Source organism: Bradyrhizobium sp. Kon58, from assembly GCF_055807455.1.
This window is the reverse complement of sequence record NZ_JBVVOT010000006.1, coordinates 302,434-318,410: the sequence shown is the minus strand read 5'-3', so window position 1 is coordinate 318,410 and position 15,977 is coordinate 302,434. Positions and strand designations below refer to the sequence as shown.

The 15,977-nt window shown below is 63.5% G+C and carries 12 protein-coding genes; 4 read left to right on the top strand and 8 right to left on the bottom strand.

Translation table 11 applies throughout. The features are described from left to right. Nucleotides 1-147: 147 nt before the first annotated feature. From AC0L20_RS14365 to AC0L20_RS14345, 5 genes are all read right to left on the bottom strand, one after another. Nucleotides 148-1,332, bottom strand: coding sequence for an amidohydrolase (locus tag AC0L20_RS14365; protein ID WP_473289041.1), 1,185 nt, complete (start codon nucleotides 1,330-1,332; stop codon nucleotides 148-150). 193 nt (nucleotides 1,333-1,525) lie between these two features. Further along, a complete protein-coding gene (locus AC0L20_RS14360) occupies nucleotides 1,526-2,614 on the bottom strand; it encodes a mandelate racemase/muconate lactonizing enzyme family protein (RefSeq protein ID WP_473289040.1) in 1,089 nt (362 codons plus the stop codon). A 102-nt stretch (nucleotides 2,615-2,716) separates the two neighbouring features. Next, entirely contained in the window at nucleotides 2,717-3,556 is an 840-nt protein-coding gene (locus tag AC0L20_RS14355; RefSeq protein ID WP_473289039.1) for an alpha/beta fold hydrolase, read from the bottom strand. Between the two features lie 10 nt (nucleotides 3,557-3,566). Beyond that, on the bottom strand, nucleotides 3,567-4,760 hold the full coding sequence (locus AC0L20_RS14350) for a M20/M25/M40 family metallo-hydrolase (RefSeq protein ID WP_473289038.1): 1,194 nt from the start codon (nucleotides 4,758-4,760) through the stop codon (nucleotides 3,567-3,569). 24 nt (nucleotides 4,761-4,784) lie between these two features. Continuing rightward, nucleotides 4,785-6,038, bottom strand: a complete 1,254-nt coding sequence (locus tag AC0L20_RS14345) for an MFS transporter (RefSeq protein ID WP_473289037.1) — start codon at nucleotides 6,036-6,038, stop codon at nucleotides 4,785-4,787. Between the two features lie 127 nt (nucleotides 6,039-6,165). On the opposite strand from AC0L20_RS14345, the gene xylB reads away from it, so the two are divergent. The 4 genes from xylB to AC0L20_RS14325 all read left to right on the top strand — a co-directional run bounded on the left by xylB (nucleotide 6,166) and on the right by AC0L20_RS14325 (nucleotide 11,487). Beyond that, a complete protein-coding gene (gene xylB / locus AC0L20_RS14340) occupies nucleotides 6,166-7,611 on the top strand; it encodes a xylulokinase (protein WP_473289036.1) in 1,446 nt (481 codons plus the stop codon). Between the two features lie 210 nt (nucleotides 7,612-7,821). Then, on the top strand, nucleotides 7,822-9,351 hold the full coding sequence (locus AC0L20_RS14335) for a sugar ABC transporter ATP-binding protein (RefSeq protein WP_473289035.1): 1,530 nt from the start codon (nucleotides 7,822-7,824) through the stop codon (nucleotides 9,349-9,351). Further along, nucleotides 9,344-10,384, top strand: a complete 1,041-nt coding sequence (locus AC0L20_RS14330) for an ABC transporter permease subunit (protein ID WP_473289034.1) — start codon at nucleotides 9,344-9,346, stop codon at nucleotides 10,382-10,384. Before AC0L20_RS14335 ends, AC0L20_RS14330 begins: the two co-directional genes overlap by 8 nt. A 155-nt stretch (nucleotides 10,385-10,539) precedes the next feature. Beyond that, the gene (locus AC0L20_RS14325; protein WP_473289033.1) at nucleotides 10,540-11,487 is read left to right on the top strand and encodes an ABC transporter substrate-binding protein; all 948 of its coding nucleotides are present in this window, start codon (nucleotides 10,540-10,542) and stop codon (nucleotides 11,485-11,487) included. Nucleotides 11,488-11,709: 222 nt separating this feature from the next. Here the strand turns inward: AC0L20_RS14325 and AC0L20_RS14320 are convergent, their stop codons facing one another. The 3 genes from AC0L20_RS14320 to AC0L20_RS14310 form a co-directional block, all read right to left on the bottom strand. Further along, entirely contained in the window at nucleotides 11,710-12,015 is a 306-nt protein-coding gene (locus AC0L20_RS14320) for a hypothetical protein (RefSeq protein WP_473289032.1), read from the bottom strand. A gap of 543 nt (nucleotides 12,016-12,558) precedes the next feature. Next, nucleotides 12,559-14,100 carry a serine hydrolase domain-containing protein gene (locus AC0L20_RS14315; RefSeq protein ID WP_473289031.1) on the bottom strand — a complete coding sequence of 514 codons (1,542 nt, stop codon included), beginning with the start codon at nucleotides 14,098-14,100 and terminating at the stop codon, nucleotides 12,559-12,561. Nucleotides 14,101-14,439: 339 nt separating this feature from the next. After that, nucleotides 14,440-15,717 (bottom strand): L,D-transpeptidase, encoded by a 1,278-nt coding sequence (locus AC0L20_RS14310; RefSeq protein ID WP_473289065.1) that lies wholly within the window; start codon nucleotides 15,715-15,717, stop codon nucleotides 14,440-14,442. Nucleotides 15,718-15,977: the final 260 nt, after the last annotated feature.

Sequence of the window (15,977 nt, the reverse complement as noted above, 5' to 3'; positions counted from 1 at the left end):
AGCGCTGAAGTCTGAAGTCGCCCATCGCCGTCGGTTGGCGCATTGCAGCGGCAGGTGAGGAGTCGGGGTAGGGCAGAAGTCATTGCCCGGCGCAGACCGCCGCCTTTGACCCGTCGGAAGCATGGCGGGCATCAAGTGCAGTGTCATTCATGGATACACACTCCAGTTCGAGGCCAGCGCCGCCTTGTTTGAGGCTAACGCGGCCTTGGCAACTTCCGCCATCCAGCTCGATGCCACCGGCAGAATCGCGTCGTTGAAATCATAGCGCGGGCCGTGCAGCTCGGCGCCGTCCCGCAATTCGCCGTTGCCGATCCAGACGAAGGCGCCGGGGCGCCGCGAGAGAAAATGGGCGAAATCCTCACCGGCCATGCTGGGCGCGAGGTCGCGCCGCAGCTCGGCCCGCACCTTGTCTGCGGCGAGGCACGCGAGATCCGCCTCGGCCGGCGTGTTGATGACGACGCCGACGCCAATGACGATCTCCGGCGTCACCTTGACGCCGAAGCTCGTGGCAATCCCGGCGCAGATCTGTTCGATCCGCGCCACGACGGTGTCCTTCACCGCATCGCGATGATAACGCAGCGTGCCGCCGATCGAAACGCGTCCGGCGATTTGGTTGCGTGCCGTGCCGCCTTCGAGCGTGCAGAGCGAGAGCACGGCGGTGTCGAGCGGATCGACGCTGCGCGACACGATCGATTGCAGCGCCACGATCATATGGCCGGCCGCCATCACCGGATCGCGCGTCAGATGCGGCATGCCGGCGTGACCGGCATGGCCATCGATGGTGATGGTGATGCGCCCGCCGGAGGCCATCACGACGCCGTCGTGAACCGCGATGGTGCCGGCGGCAAGGCCCGGCCAGTTGTGAAAGCCGAACACCCGATCCATCGGAAAGCGCTCGAACAGCCCGGCCGCGACCATCGCGCGCGAGCCGCCATAACCTTCCTCGGCCGGCTGGAAAATGAAATCGACCGTGCCGCTCCAGCTGGTGTCGGCGGCGAGCAGCGCGGCGGCGCCGAGCAGCGAAGCGGTATGCCCGTCATGGCCGCAGGCATGCATCACACCGGGATTTTGCGAAGCGTAAGCTAGCCCCGTATCTTCGGTGATCGGCAGCGCATCCATGTCGGCGCGCAGGCCGACGCGGCCCTGGGCGTGGCCGCGCGTCAGGGTCGCGACGATGCCGTGACCGCCGATGTTGGCCTCGAAGGAAATGCCGAGCTCGGTGAGCTTGTCCTGCACAAAGGCGGCGGTGGCTTTCTCCTGGAGGGACAGTTCGGGATGCGCATGCAAATGCCGGCGCCACGCGGTCAGTTTCTGGTGCAGCTCGGGGGTCAAGGCGGGAATCTCTCGGATTGTGTGTCGGCATCGACACCATAGCCGAATAACCGCAGCTTGCATCAAGCGCCAGCGAATGCCTCGGGTGCAGCAACGCGTTGATGCTTGCTGGTGCAAACCGACCGCGCCGCGCGCTCCACTTCACCTCTCCCGCGTGCGGGAGAGGGGGCACACCTGCCGCTGCGGCTCCGTGCTACGCCGACAGCTTCGCCAGCCCGTTCCAGTCGAAACTGATGCCGTGGCCGATACGGTCCGGCGCGAGCGCCAGCCCGTCCTGCAGCACCAGCGGATGCTCGATATATTTGTCGAGCCCAAAACCGTGCGCCTCCAGATACGACCGGTTCGGGCAGGCCGCGAGCAGGTGCACGGTGATGTCGTGCGCGCCATGGCTGGTGACGGGCAGGTTGAACGCCTCCGCCAGCCGAGCGATCTTCATGAAGGCGGAGACGCCGCCGCAATTGGTGACGTCAGGCTCGGGATAGGACACCGCGCCGGCGACGATGTAGTTCTTGAACTCCCACAGCGAACGCAAATTCTCGCCCGCCGCGATCGGCACGCCGCCGGCCTGCATGATGCGGACATGGCCCGCGATGTCGTCGGGAATGATCGGCTCCTCGAGCCAGGTGAGGTCGTAGGGTTGGAACGCGCGGGCGGCGCGGATCGCTTCCTCGACCGTCCATTTCATGTTGGCGTCCACCATCAGCGGAAAGCCGTCGCCGAGATGCTGTCGCATCGCGGAGACCTTCGCTACGTCGGTTTTGAGATCGGGCCGGCCGACCTTCATCTTGATGGCGCGAAAGCCTTTGGCGAGATTGCCGTCGGTCTGCTCCAGCAGCGCCTCGACCGAGAGATCGAGGTCGATGCCGCCGGCATAGCAGGGCACGCGCGCATCGAACCCGCCGAGCAATCGATACAGCGGCAATTTCGCGCGCCGCGCCTTCAGATCCCACAGCGCGATGTCGAGTGCCGAAAGCGCCAGCACCGCCGGCCCGCCGCGCCCGCCATAATGCAGGCCCCACCAGACCTGATGACAGATCGCCTCGGTGTCATCGGCCTCGCGGCCCTCGACCAGCGGCGGGATTTCGCGCTTGAGGATGTCGGCGACGGCGCCGCCATTGCGCCCGACCGTGTAGGTGTAGCCGACGCCCTCGGCGCCATCGGCATCGCGGATGCGGCAGGTGATCAGCTCGAACGCCGCGATGTCGCCGTGGGTCGAGTCGGAGAGCATGACAGGGAGGGGGATCCGGTAGAATCCGGTCTCGATAGTCGAAATGCGCGGCATGCGGCCTCCCTGCGTTTTCTTGCAGGCTAGGCGGCCGGGCACGGGTGGGCAACCGCGTTTGCGGCAATGCTGCTACGTCTTTGCTCGACCCATCCTGCAACATCAAGCGAAGAAACGACGCAACTCCGTGGCGACGCGGATTGGATCGCCTTCGTTGTCTGCGGCAATATGGCCGGCACCCTTGAATTCGACACGTGTTGCGTTCTGCAGGATCGTGACGAGCGCATCGAGCGCAGCGGCGAGATAGCCTTGGCTCCGATCGCCGCCAAGCAGCAGCGTTTCCGTGCTCAAGCCTTTGAAGCGGTCAAGATCGCCGGCCGTCTCTGCAATAAGCTCAATGTCGTAATGAACTGTCGGGATGAGAGTAGCCAGAGGGGGCCCATCGCCCACGCCTTTGTCCGGACGCAGCCGCATCATCACGGCGAAGAGCGGTCTCAGGATAAACGCAGGGAGTTTCGTCAAAACCTCGTCGTCACCAGTCCCTTTGAGCGCGGCAACAAGGGCCGCTGCCAAATTGCCTTTCGTCAGGGCCGCCTCGTATTCCGATGTCCAAAATCTCGGTTGGACGGGGCCGAACTCGAGCGGTGGTTCGTAAAGCGCGAGGCGCGAGATCGCCGGATTGACGAGCGCGGTGTGCATGGCAACCAGCGCTCCGGAGCTCAATGCAAACACATTGTGTGCGCCCGTCTCGGCGAGAAGCCGACCGAGATCATCAATCTCGGTCGCCATGCAGTGGTCGGACCGGAACGGCCCGCTCAGACCTCGACCGCGCCGGTCCGGGATCAGAACGGTGAAGCGGTCCGTGAGTGCCGCTCCAAGGTCGGTAAAGCTCGCTGCGCTTTGCAGCGCGCCATGGAGCAGCACGAGGCCAGGACCTGAGCCCAGTTGCCGATATCCGATGACGGTGCCGTCATTGGCGACAAATGATCTTTCCGAGGTCACGCAAGGCGCCTCACCGCATCGTCGCGAGCTGCACGGCCAGCGCGCAGGCGCGGTCGTATTCGTCCAGATTGATCCACTCGTCGATCGTGTGCGCCTCGTTCTGGCCGGCGCCGAAGGTGACGGTCGGAACGCCGTGGCGGACCATCCAGTTGGCATCGAGCCCGCCATTGGCGGTGCGCACGTTCGGGGTACCGCCGACCGCGGACACGGCCTCCACCGCGCGTTTGACGACGGGAAGGTTGTCCTTCATGCGGAACGGGAAATAGTCGGTCTCGGCCTTGAACTTGACCTTGCCGGACTTGCCTTGCGCGTTGGTGACTTTCTTGGCCGCCTCCTCGAACGCGGCCTTGTAAGCTTTCGTGATCTCCTTGAAGAACTTTCCGTCATGGCTGCGGCTTTCGCCGCGCACATGCACGTAGTCGGTGACGACATTGGTGGCGTCGCCCGCAGGCCGCCCCTCGCCGCCGGTGACGGGGCCGACATTGCTGGTGCCTTGTTGCTTGCGCTTGACCACCTTACCGAACCAGCCGCCGGCCTTCACGTCGGCCAGCGCAAGCGCGAGGATCATGGTCGAGGAGATGCCGCGCTCCGGCGCGACGCCGGCATGCGAGGCGCGGCCAAAGATCTCCACGGTCCAGCGATCCGCGCCGACCGCACCGATGACGACGTTGGAAGCCGAGCCGCCGTCATAGTTGAAGGCCATCACCGGCGAGCCGAGCTCGTCGAGCTTGACGTGGCGCGCGCCATAGAGCCCGCTCTCCTCGCGCACGCAGAACAGCAGCGTGATCGGCGGATGATCGAGCTGCTGCTTCTCGAGCTCGGCGGCCAGCGTCACCAGCACGCCGCAGCCGCAGCGATTGTCGCCGCCGAGTGCAGTCTTGGCATCGTTGACGATCTTGCGTCCCGACTTCTTCGGCCTGGCGCCGGCGCAGAGCGGCACGGTGTCCATGTGGGTCATGAACATGATGCGCGGCTGGTTGTGCAGCGCGCCGCGGCCGGGCAGGTCGACGATGAGGTTGCCGGTCTCGGTCGGCACCGGAATGCGCGTATTGGCGTCGTCGAGCCGGATCGCCTGCGCCGGCACGCCGCTCTCCTTCAGCGCAGCCGTGAGCTCACGCCCGATCGCGGCCTCCTGTCCGGTGACGCCCTCGACGGCGAGAAAGCGCATGAGGCGGTCGGTGGCGGCTTTGGTGTCGACAGGCATGAGATGTCCCCTTGATGCAGGGCTCTACTCTATCGTCGGTCTTGGCGAGGTATAGACCAAAAAGATCAGCGCGCCGATGCCAAGCATGGCAGCCATGAAAAGCAGCACCGCCGGCAGCCCCGCGAACGCCGCCACGGCGCCGGTGACCGACTGCATCAGCGCCGCGCCGAGGAAGAAGGCGAGGTTGATCGCCGCGAGCGCCTTGCCTGCCACTTGCGCGTCGACCAGCTGCCGCGACATGCCGAACAGCAGCGGCTGCGCCGAGGTCGCCAAGCCAATGAGCACGAACAGCACCAGGTCGTATTGCGGCGGCATCACGGGAAGGCCGAGCAGCATCGAGACGGCATAGTGCGGCGCCCCTAACGCCATCAGCGCCAGCAGCACTGCGCCGACCAGGTGCGTTCCCGCCACCAGCGCGCGGCGGCGTCCGATCCTGCGGTCGATCATGCCGACGAGAAGCGGACCTGCGATCATCGCCAGCGTGAACGCGCCGAGCTGATTGCCGGCCTCGACCCGCGACAATCCCTTGACCTGCATCAGCCACGGTCCGCCCCACAGGCCGCGCAGCACCAGCGAGGTCGCGAGCGACACCATCGCCAGGGCGATCAGGCCGCGCAAGGGCCGCGAAAGTCCCAGCCTGAGCACTTCGATCATCTGCGACAGCGGCGAGGATTCGTCCTTGTGCTCGGCCGGTTGGCTCGGCACCAGCAGGAACACTGCGAGCGCTACGGCGACGCCGCCGAGGCCTGCGATCCAGAACCCGGCGCGCCAGCCGTAAGTGTCGACCACGAAGGCGAGCGGGCTCGACGACAACAGCATGCCGATATTGCCGATCGAGAGGATCGCGCCCGACCACAGCCCGAAGCGCGCCGCCGACAATTGCTTGGCCGCCAACGTCATCGGGCACATCAGCATGCCGGAGGTGGCGACGCCCAGCAGCACCTGTCCGACCGCGAAGCTTTCGGGGCCCGTCGCGAACCCCGACGCGATGGCGCCGACCACGGTTCCCGCGAGCAGACTCAGCGACACCGGCCGCACGCCAAAGCGGTCCATCGCCGCACCGACCGGGATCTGCGCGGCCGCAAACGCGAACGGATAGACCGAGGTGAGGCTCGCCAGCGCTTGGGGCTCGATGCCGAAATCCGCCGCCATCAGGTCGAGGCTGACGGCGGGAATGGTGCGCAGCAAGGTCGAGAGCATGTGCCCGCAGGCCAGCGCGAGCAGCGCAAGGATCAGCGCGCGGGTGGCTCCCGCGTCGTTGGTGGTGGCGGTGGTCATGGGCGTTGCGTCCCGAGAAGGTTTCGGGTGGGGTTACATGATTGGCGTGTGCATGCCAACATCGGGAACGCCATGCCCGCAATGTCATGGGCGCGCAAGATTCTGGACGCCTGAGGCAAGTGGCATCATGTATCTCGGCATCGACCTCGGCACCTCTGCCGTTAAAACCGTTCTGGTCGACGACACGCAGCGCGTGGTGGCGAGCCGCAGCCGGTCACTGACGGTCTCCTCGCCGCGTCCCGGCCATTGCGAGCAGGACCCGGCACAGTGGATCGAAGCGACGTTCGCGACGCTGGACGCGCTGAAGGCGGACCACGCGCGCGAGCTGGCCGAGGTCGAGGGCATCGGCCTGTCCGGCCAGATGCACGGCGCGACGCTGCTCGACGCCCATCACACGCCGTTGCGGCCCTGCATTCTCTGGAATGACGGACGGTCCTTTGCGGAATGCGCCGAGCTGGAGCGGCGCTGGCCCGCCTTGCGGACGACGACAGGCAACAAGGCGATGCCGGGATTCACCGCGCCCAAACTGCTGTGGGTCGCCAGGCACGAGCCGGAGATCTTCGCGGCGACAAAACTCGTGCTGCAACCAAAGGCCTATCTGCGCCTGGTGCTGACGGGCGAGGCGATCGAGGATGTCTCGGACGCCTCGGGTTCGCTGTGGCTCGATGTTGTCAGTCGCGATTGGTCGGATCAGGGGCTCGCCGCGACCGCGCTGTCGCGCCGGCAGATGCCGCGCCTGGTCGAGGGCTGCGCGCCGGCGGCGCGGCTGCGCAGCGAGTTGGCGCAACGCTGGGGCATGACCGGGCGGCCGATGATCGCGGGCGGGGCCGGGGACAATCCGGCGGGAGCCGTCGGCATCGGCGCCGTCAATCCCGGCGCAGCCTTCATTTCGCTCGGAACCTCCGGCGCATTGCTGGTGCCGACCGAGACGATCGCGGCCAATCCGGAGCGGGTCGTGCACATTTTCTGTCACGCCGTCCCCGGCAGGTGGATTCAGGCCGGCGCGATCCTCTCGGCGGCATCGTGCCTAGCCTGGATCGCGCGGCTGTTGGGGAGCTCCGAGGCCGACCTGCTGGCGCCGCTTGGGTTGCGCCCGAAGGCGCCGTCGCCGGTCAGCTTCCTGCCGTACCTCTCCGGCGAACGCACGCCGCACGATGACCCCGATGTGCGCGGCATGCTCGATGGGCTCAGTCACGCCACCGATCGTGATGCGATCGTGCAAGCCGTGCTGGAAGGCGTCGCCTTCGCGCTGGCGGATTGCCGGGACGTGCTTGCCCAGACCGGACTGGCGATCGCGGAGGCCGATGTCATCGGCGGCGGTTCGCGGTCCCGGTTCTGGTTGTCGGTGCTGGCCAATGTCCTGAACATGCCGGTGCATCGCTTTGCGGACGGCGAGACCGGCGCGGCGTTCGGTGCGGCGCGGCTCGGCCGCCTCGCCGTCACCGGTGAGGCGATCGACGCCGTCTGCACCGCGCCACGGCGCGTCGAGACGTTCGAGCCTGAGCCCGCGCTTGCGCAGGCCTATGCCGAGCGGCTGCCGCAATGGCGCCGCCTGTACCGGCCGCGGCGCTGATCGCGATACGCGATGATGTGGCGAAGAAAAGGCATCACGCGCGGGATCGGTTCCGTCTGCAAAAGATAAAAGCAGCGCGGGACCGTGCGTCGGCGTGCGGGAGGTATTGCCCTGCGCCACAACCTTTTGTTTAATGCTTGCACCCGCGCCAGGGACCAACGAGACGCGGGTGAGATTGCGATGCCGCCGGCGGCGCATCGGGGAGGTGTGATGAGCGAGCCCATCCTCGAGATGCGCCGGGTCTCTAAATCGTTTTTCAGCATCAAGGCGCTGCGCGACGTCGACCTCACCGTCTACGCGGGCGAGATCCACGCTTTGATGGGCGAGAACGGCGCCGGCAAATCCACCCTGATGAAGATCCTGTCGGGCGCCTACCGGCCGGACCCGGGCAGCGAAATCCGCATCGACGGCCAGCCCGTGCAGATCAGCGGTCCGCTCGGCGGCCGCGCGGCCGGCATCGCGATCATCTATCAGGAACTCTCGCTCGCCCCCAACCTGAGCGTTGCGGAGAATATCTATCTCGGTCGCGAGGTCTCGCGCGGCGGCTTGCTGGCGCGCGAGGCGATGCAGGCCGGCGTGGGTCCGATCCTGGCGCGGCTCGGCGCGGACTTCACGCCGCAGACGCAGGTCGCCAATCTTTCGATGGGCCAGCGCCAATTGGTCGAGATCGCGCGCGCTCTGCACGCCCGCTCCAGGATCCTGATCATGGACGAGCCGACCACCGCGCTGTCGGCCGGTGAGAGCGAAAGGCTGTTCGCGCTGATCCGCCAGCTGCGCGCCGAAGGTCTCGCCATCATCTACATCTCGCATCGCATGGACGAGGTCTATGCGCTCGGTGACCGAGTCACGGTGCTGCGCGACGGCACGCTGGTCGGTTCGCTGGACAAGGGCGACATTCGCGCCGACACCATCGTCCGGATGATGGTGGGACGCGACGTCTCCTCCTTCTACAAGAAGGAGCATGATCCCATGAACGAGGCGCGATCGGGAGCTCCCGTGCTCGCGGCCGTCGACATCGCCGACGGCAGGCGCGTCAAGGGATGTTCGCTGACGGTGCATGCGGGCGAGGTCGTCGGCCTTGCCGGCCTGGTCGGCGCCGGCCGCACCGAGCTTGCGCATCTCATCATCGGCGCCGCGCCGATGGTGTCGGGCCATGTCGAGATCGAGGGGCGCGCGGTCTCGATCCGCACGCCGGGCGAGGCGCTGGATGCTGGCATTGCCTATCTCACCGAGGACAGGAAGGCCCTCGGCCTGTTCCTCGACATGTCCTGCCTCGACAACATCAATCTCGCGGTGCTCGGCCGGGATGCGAAATTCGGCGGCATCCTCGATCGCGACAAGGCCCGCGACCGCGCCAAGCGCGCGTTCGCGGGGCTCGGCATCCGCGCTGCGAATATCGGTGTTCCCGCCGGCGGGCTCTCCGGCGGCAACCAGCAGAAAGTGCTGCTGTCGCGGCTGCTCGCGATCGGCCCGAAAATCCTGATCCTCGACGAGCCGACGCGCGGTGTCGATGTCGGCGCCAAGTCCGAGATCTATTCGATCATCGACAATCTCGCGAAGTCGGGCACCGCGGTTCTCGTCATTTCGTCCGACCTGCCCGAGATCATCGGCATCTGCGACCGCGTCATCGTGATGCGCGCAGGACATATCGCCGGGCAGATCCGGCGCGAGGCGACATCGCCGCTCAGTCAGGAGGAGATCATGGCCCTCGCCACCGGAACGGAGCAGCTCGATGCCTGAGAACGGCGCTTCCGCGAAAGCGGCCCCCGTGGCGCCCGGTCTTGCCGCCGCGCAGGAGACCAAGCGGCAGCGGACGCGGATGATCATTCGCGCGGTCGGCATGCTGCCGGTGCTGCTGTTGCTGTGCATCGGCTTTCACGTGCTGTCGGACGGCCGATTCTTCACAGGCCAGAACATCGGCATCGTGGTGCAGCAGTCCGCGGTCAATACCGTGCTGGCCGCGGGCATGACCTTCGTCATCCTCACCGGCGGCATCGACCTGTCGGTCGGCTCCATCCTGGCGGCGTCGGCGATGGCCGGGCTGATCATCTCCAAACTCCCCGATCTCGGGGGGCTGTGGTTGCCGGCCGCGGTGCTCACCGGCGCCGTCTTCGGCATTCTCAATGGCGGCTTGATCGCGCTGTTGCGCCTGCCGCCCTTCATCGTCACGCTGGGGTCGTTGACCGCCGTGCGCGGCGCGGCGCGGCTGCTCGGCGCCGACACCACGGTGTTCAATCCGTCGATCCCCTATGCCTTCATCGGCAACGGCGCCTTGACCCTCATCCCCGGCGTATTGTCGATTCCCTGGCTCTGGGTGATCGCGTTGCTGGTCATCCTGGTGTCGTGGCTGGTGCTCAAGCGCACCGTGCTCGGGGTGCACATCTACGCGGTCGGCGGCAACGAGAGCGCGGCGCGGCTCGCCGGCATCAAGGTCTGGGCCGTGCTGATCTTCGTCTATGGCGTGTCCGGCCTGCTCGCGGGCCTCGGCGGCGCAATGCAGGCGGCGCGCCTCTACGCGGCCAATGGCCTGCAGCTTGGCCAGTCTTACGAGCTCGACGCCATCACCGCCGTGATTCTGGGGGGCACCTCCTTTGTCGGCGGCATCGGCTCGATCTGGGGAACGCTGGTCGGCGCGCTGATCATTGCAGTGTTGTCGAACGGCCTGATCCTGATCGGCGTCTCCGACGTCTGGCAATATGTGATCAAGGGCCTGGTGATCATCGGCGCGGTGGCGCTGGACCGCTATCGGCTGCAGGGCTCGGCCCGGACTTGAGAGCAAGATCCGAAAAAGTGCGAAGCGGTTTTTCGAAAGATCATGCTCAAACAAGGAGCGCGGAAAAAATGCAGCGGGCGCTGCGCCGTCATGTTCATTCCGTCACGGCAACTGGTCGCCGCGCCGGAGCTTCAAACAGACCAGGGAGGAAGCCAATGTTGAAGTCGATCTCGTTTGCCGGCGCCGCGATGGCGCTCGTCCTGAGCTCTGCGCCGTCCGGTGCCAAGGAGCTCAAGTCGATCGGCGTTTCGCTGGGCTCGCTCGGCAATCCGTTCTTCGTCGCGTTGTCGAAGGGCGCCGAGTTCGAGGCCAAGAAAACCAACCCCAATGTGAAGATCACCACCGTCGGCTTCGAATATGATCTCGGCAAGCAGGTCACCCAGATCGACAATTTCATTGCCGCCGGCGTCGACCTGATCCTGCTCAATCCCGGCGATCCCAAGGCGGTCGGCCCTGCGATCAAGAAGGCGCAGGCCGCCGGCATCGTCGTCGTCGCCGTCGATACCGCGGCCGAAGGCGCCGACGCCACGGTGACCACCAACAACGTCCAGGCCGGCGAGATCTCCTGCCAGTACATCGTCGACAAGCTGGGCGGCAAAGGCGACGTCATCATCGAGAACGGCCCGCAGGTCTCCGCGGTGATCGACCGCGTCGTCGGCTGCAAGAACGTGCTCGGCAAGAATCCCGGCATCAAGGTCCTGTCCAACGACCAGGACGGCAAGGGCTCGCGCGAAGGCGGCCTCACGGTGGCGCAGGGCTATCTGACCCGCTTCGCCAAGATCGACGCCATCTTCGCCATCAATGATCCGCAGGCGATCGGCACCGACCTTGCGGCGCGCCAGCAGCAGCGCACCGGCATTATCATCACCGCGGTCGACGGCGCACCCGATATCGAAGCCGCCCTGAAGGACCCGCAGGCGCAGCAGATCCAGGCCTCCGCCTCGCAGGACCCGTTCTTCATGGCCCGCCGCGCCGTGCAGGTCGGCGTCAACATCCTCAACGGCCAGAAGCCGGCGTCCACCGTCGAGTTGCTGCCGTCCAAACTCGTGACGCGCGACAATGTCAAAGACTACAAGGGCTGGACCTCGGACCGGTCGCAGTAGCAGGCGGGAGACGGCCGGCGCCGGATGTGGCGCTGGTCGGCTTGCGTGGCGGTGTTAGCTGGGCACGCAGCGGTCGACCGCGACTAGGTTGGCCGCGCTCTCGTTAGGCTAATGATCATGAGGTCGTAGGCTCAAATCCTGTCCCTAATCATACCCGCAGACTCAAACACCCGACGTCCGCTTTTCGACATGAAGCGGGCCCCTGGCTTTCAATGCACCAGTTCAGCTTGTGACCCATAGCTGACGGCCGTGTTCATCGAAAATTGAGTATCTGGCGGAGCGGCTGATTGACGCGTCGCTCTCATGCAACCATAAGACGCGTCGGCTCTGATTCCGGACGAACACGACATGATGATAGTTGACGACACGTCGTTTGCGCTCTGGTTCACTTTCCATGTGTTCATTCACGAGCTTGCGCTTCACCCCAGCAAGTTCGTCCCCGCTCTGATTGTTCTCTTGATGCTCGGTTACGTCGGCTTCGAGTGTATCCGCGCCATTCGTCGCCAGCGTCGCCGAGAGAATATCCACGAACCGCCTCGTGCTGGCTGATGGACGCTGCTCAAGTCCGCAGACAGTATATCTTCGCGCTGGCGGCGCCCCTCATTGGCTGGGTCGTGCTGTGCGCGGTGCTCGGACAGCCCGGCTTACTATTTCTTGGCACGATCGTAGGCTTGCCATTTATCTACCTGTTTGGACTTCCTCTTGCCGTTCTCGTCTTTTGCCTGGATCGAGAGATGATCAATCGATCACTTCCGCTCTGGTTGAGGAGTGTCGCTTGCTTATTCTTGGGAGGTTTGCTCTCGGTCAGCCTCCTTTACTTTGTGCCGCTTTCCTTCGGCTTTCGTAGCCCTCCCATTTTTCTCGGATGCTTGCCCGGAGCCGTTTCCGCATTCGTCTGCGTTTGCTGGGGCGGAAAGTAAAACGCCATGCGCTCGATGTCAGCTTGTGGCCCCTTCGGCGAAGTGGCAGCATCGCTCCACGAGGTCCGCTCACCGAGGCATGGCGGACTAGATTTGTCACATCAAGTTATTCGCATTTTGACCCGAAGCGAGCATTCGGGTCGGCTACACCTCATTCGCTTTGCTCGCCCCGTAACTCTGCCTTTAATCCGTCGGTGTTTTCGAAGTTCACAGTTACTTTGTCGCCGTCGAAAGTCAGCGCCCAGGTCTGGGTCTCGCTGTGGCCCAAAATCCGACGCTCCATCACAAACGTATGTTCGCTGGTCCAGCGTCCTCTCGCCGCATTGATGCCATAGGGAGCCGGAGGACTCCTGCGATAAGAGCCATCCAGCCCTACCAACCCCGTAAACCGGTTGGGGCCCTTGTCACCATAGGTCGTAATCACCCAAGAGGAGTCGGATTCGTAAAAGTTAAGCGTGAAGCTCTTCACCCGCAGCTTGTTGTCGAGGAAACTGTAGGGCTTGCCGGAAATAGCCTTGGCTAACTCAGGCACCTGGGCGATGACGTAAGGCTTTTGCTCCGCAGCTCGTTGTATGGCCTTCACCAATAAAGCCTGTGCGAAGGGATTTTCGGGCAGTGGCCGGTCGGATTTGACCGCGCTGGAAATGTCGTCGACCAATCCCGAAGCTGAATAGTATTCGTTGTCATTCAGAAAGCCGGTCATCGCGACCACAATATCGAATTTCGGAATGACCAGGATGAGCTGCGAATGACGGCCGCGCGCCATATAGGCGCCCTTTTCGGGATACGACCACCAAAGATTTCCATAGTGGAATCCAAACGTCGCCACGACCGGTCCGGATTTGGCCCTTTCCACCCATGACGACGGGATGATTTGCCGTCCCTCCCATTGTCCGTCGTGAAGGTAGAGATAGCCGATCCTGGCCATGTCATGAGGTGATAGGGACAGCCCAGCTTCGCCGTCCGTTACGCCTTGCGCGTCCACGTTTCCCCATTTGGCGCTCTTGATCCCAAGCGGCCCGAACAATTCCTTCTTTGCATATTCAAAAGCGCTTTGTCCGGTTATTTTGGTGATGAGCGCCGAAAGCAGATAGGGATTTCCGCTATTGTAGTAAAAACGAGAGCCAGGCGCGTCCGACATGGCTTGGTTCAGCACGAAGGTCGTACGGTTGGCGCTCTGGTACATCTTCATGATCGTCTCTTCAGGGGTGTAAAGTTTCTCGACCCAATCGATGCCCGAATTCATGTCGAGAAGATTTTGGACGGTGATCTCCTTCTTCTTGGCGTCTACATCCTGAATTTGCCTATCTGAAAATAAATCGACCACTGGATGATCGACGCTATCAAGACTGCCATTTTTCAGCAGAATGGCGGTTAAAGTGCTCACTACGCTCTTTGTGACCGACCTCAGATCATGACTGATGTCTGGAAGATAGGGAGCATAGTAGGCGTCTGCCACGATCCTTCCGTGACGAATGATCGTAAGGCTGTCTTGTTTGTAGGAGCCGACAAGCTCAATCAGCCGAGCTAGGCTGGCCGAATCTATCCCCTGTTGTTCCGGGCTCGAAGTCTGCCAGGATTTCGTGGGCCATGGTACGTCCTGAATGTTCTGGTCATCAGCCAGAGCAGGGAACGAAATGCAATCGCTTAGGCTTGCGGCCAGCACCGCAAGTACCATTATTTTGGTCCGCATCCAGCCCTCCAGATCACTGCCTTTGGATGCTATCTTAAATTGAAATCGGACAAAGGTCGACGGGATAACCAGGGGAATGTAGCCCTCACGGGACCAAGATCGGGGTGTTCGGATATCTCTTGTTGGCCCATCGGGGAAGTGGCGGCAGCCCTCCGCGACGTCCGCTCACCGAGGCATGGCGGACCAGATTTGCTCAGGTTGAGTTCTTCGCATTTGACCCTTAGCGGACCTCGCGCCGCTTTGGCTCAGGTGCGGAAATCAAGTTGCACCAGAATTGCGGTCGGACAATTCCACCCGGTTGCGCAGCGGCATCGTGTGTTAGTGGGTTGCGCCGCCGCGTCAATGCGTTACCACGATGAAATCCGTGTCTTTTCCCGTCTCCTGGCTAATTCCGTTGTCGGAAACAATCAACGAAGAAGCCGGCGTCAGGAGTTCAGAGATCTTCTCAACCGTATCCTGGGGCATTTCGATACGGTTGAGCGCAGCGTTGGCGTTGTCGGGTAACGGTCCCGGCGCGGTTTGCTTCGCGGGCGCTTCTCGCCGTTTCGTGGCAGCTTCGGACATACGGGGCAATTCCTCTGGAATCGACACGACGCTCCAGCGAATAGCCGTTCCCTCGTTCTGGAATTCCATCGCGGTAAACACGTGCGTTCCCAGCGGCTCCTCCGGATTTTCGATCTTGACCGGGACATCAAACAGCGGCGTGAAGCCCTGACGCACGAACAGCTTGCTCAACTTGCGACTGACGAAGATGGAGATCGGGATGATCTTTTTAGGCACGCTTGCAGCGGGAGCCGAGCCGGGCTCCTGGAGACTGGCGGCTTCTGCAGTCTCGGCGTTTGACACCAGTGATCGCTGCGTTGCCGCGGCTGCATCGATGCTCTTGGTTGCGACGGTGGCACTCTGGAATTCGGACGAACCGGACGCGGCTTTCGGCTGAAATAGATGCGGATTGGCTATCTCGACCGGCTGGACATCACCATGCGCAATGATCACGCGGGTGCCGCGCTTCGTGAGATGCCAGAGTCGAACGGCAAAATCATTCTTCAAACGGATGCAGCCGTGTGAAGCTGGATGCCCAGGCACGACACCGGCGTGCAACGCGATCCCTGACCAGGTGATGCGTTGCATGTAGGGCATGGGGGCGGCGCTATAAATATTTGAACGGTGCCATCGTTCTTTGCTGATGACGCTGAACACGCCGAGGGGCGTCGGATGCCCCTCCATTCCCGTGGACACCGAAGAGCGTGCAATCAGGGCCCCATTGTCAAAAAGCGAGACCCGTTGGTCTGCTATCGAGATGATGATCTGGAGCGGGCCCTTCGGAAGGGGCTCGGGCCGAACGTTCTTCGCCGTTTGAGAGTTTGTCTGCCGGTGGTGGTGCTTGTCTTTGTACGGAGCGTATTGGCTTCGCCAGAGCGTGTGTTGGGGTCCAAGCAGAAATTGAGCGTGTGCGATCCCCGCAGGGAGCATGAAAATGGCGAGTACAGCGGTTGTTATCGCGCGCTGCATTGCTGGTAATTCCTTAACGAGCATCGCCCGGCCCCATAGGCGCGATTCCATCGTTTCGAGACGATGCGCGAAGCCGAAGCCTGATGCGTCATCCTGACAGCGCACCAAGCCTCTCCTCCAAATCTGGTCGCAGTGGGTCGAAAATTGGACCGTACTCACAATTACCGTGAGAGTTGCCGCTGAGACGGGCGCGATTGCTTGTGATCGACGCGTTGCAATCGGGCAACACGCTTCGGAAAAATTGACGAGCGGCCGTTCGCGCCATTGCGCGGCCCACATTGATTCCAAGAATGAGCCTCTTCGCATGCTTGGCTTTTCTACACGGCTCCGGTGGAGCCTATGGGGGCGACGGCATCATGAACCCG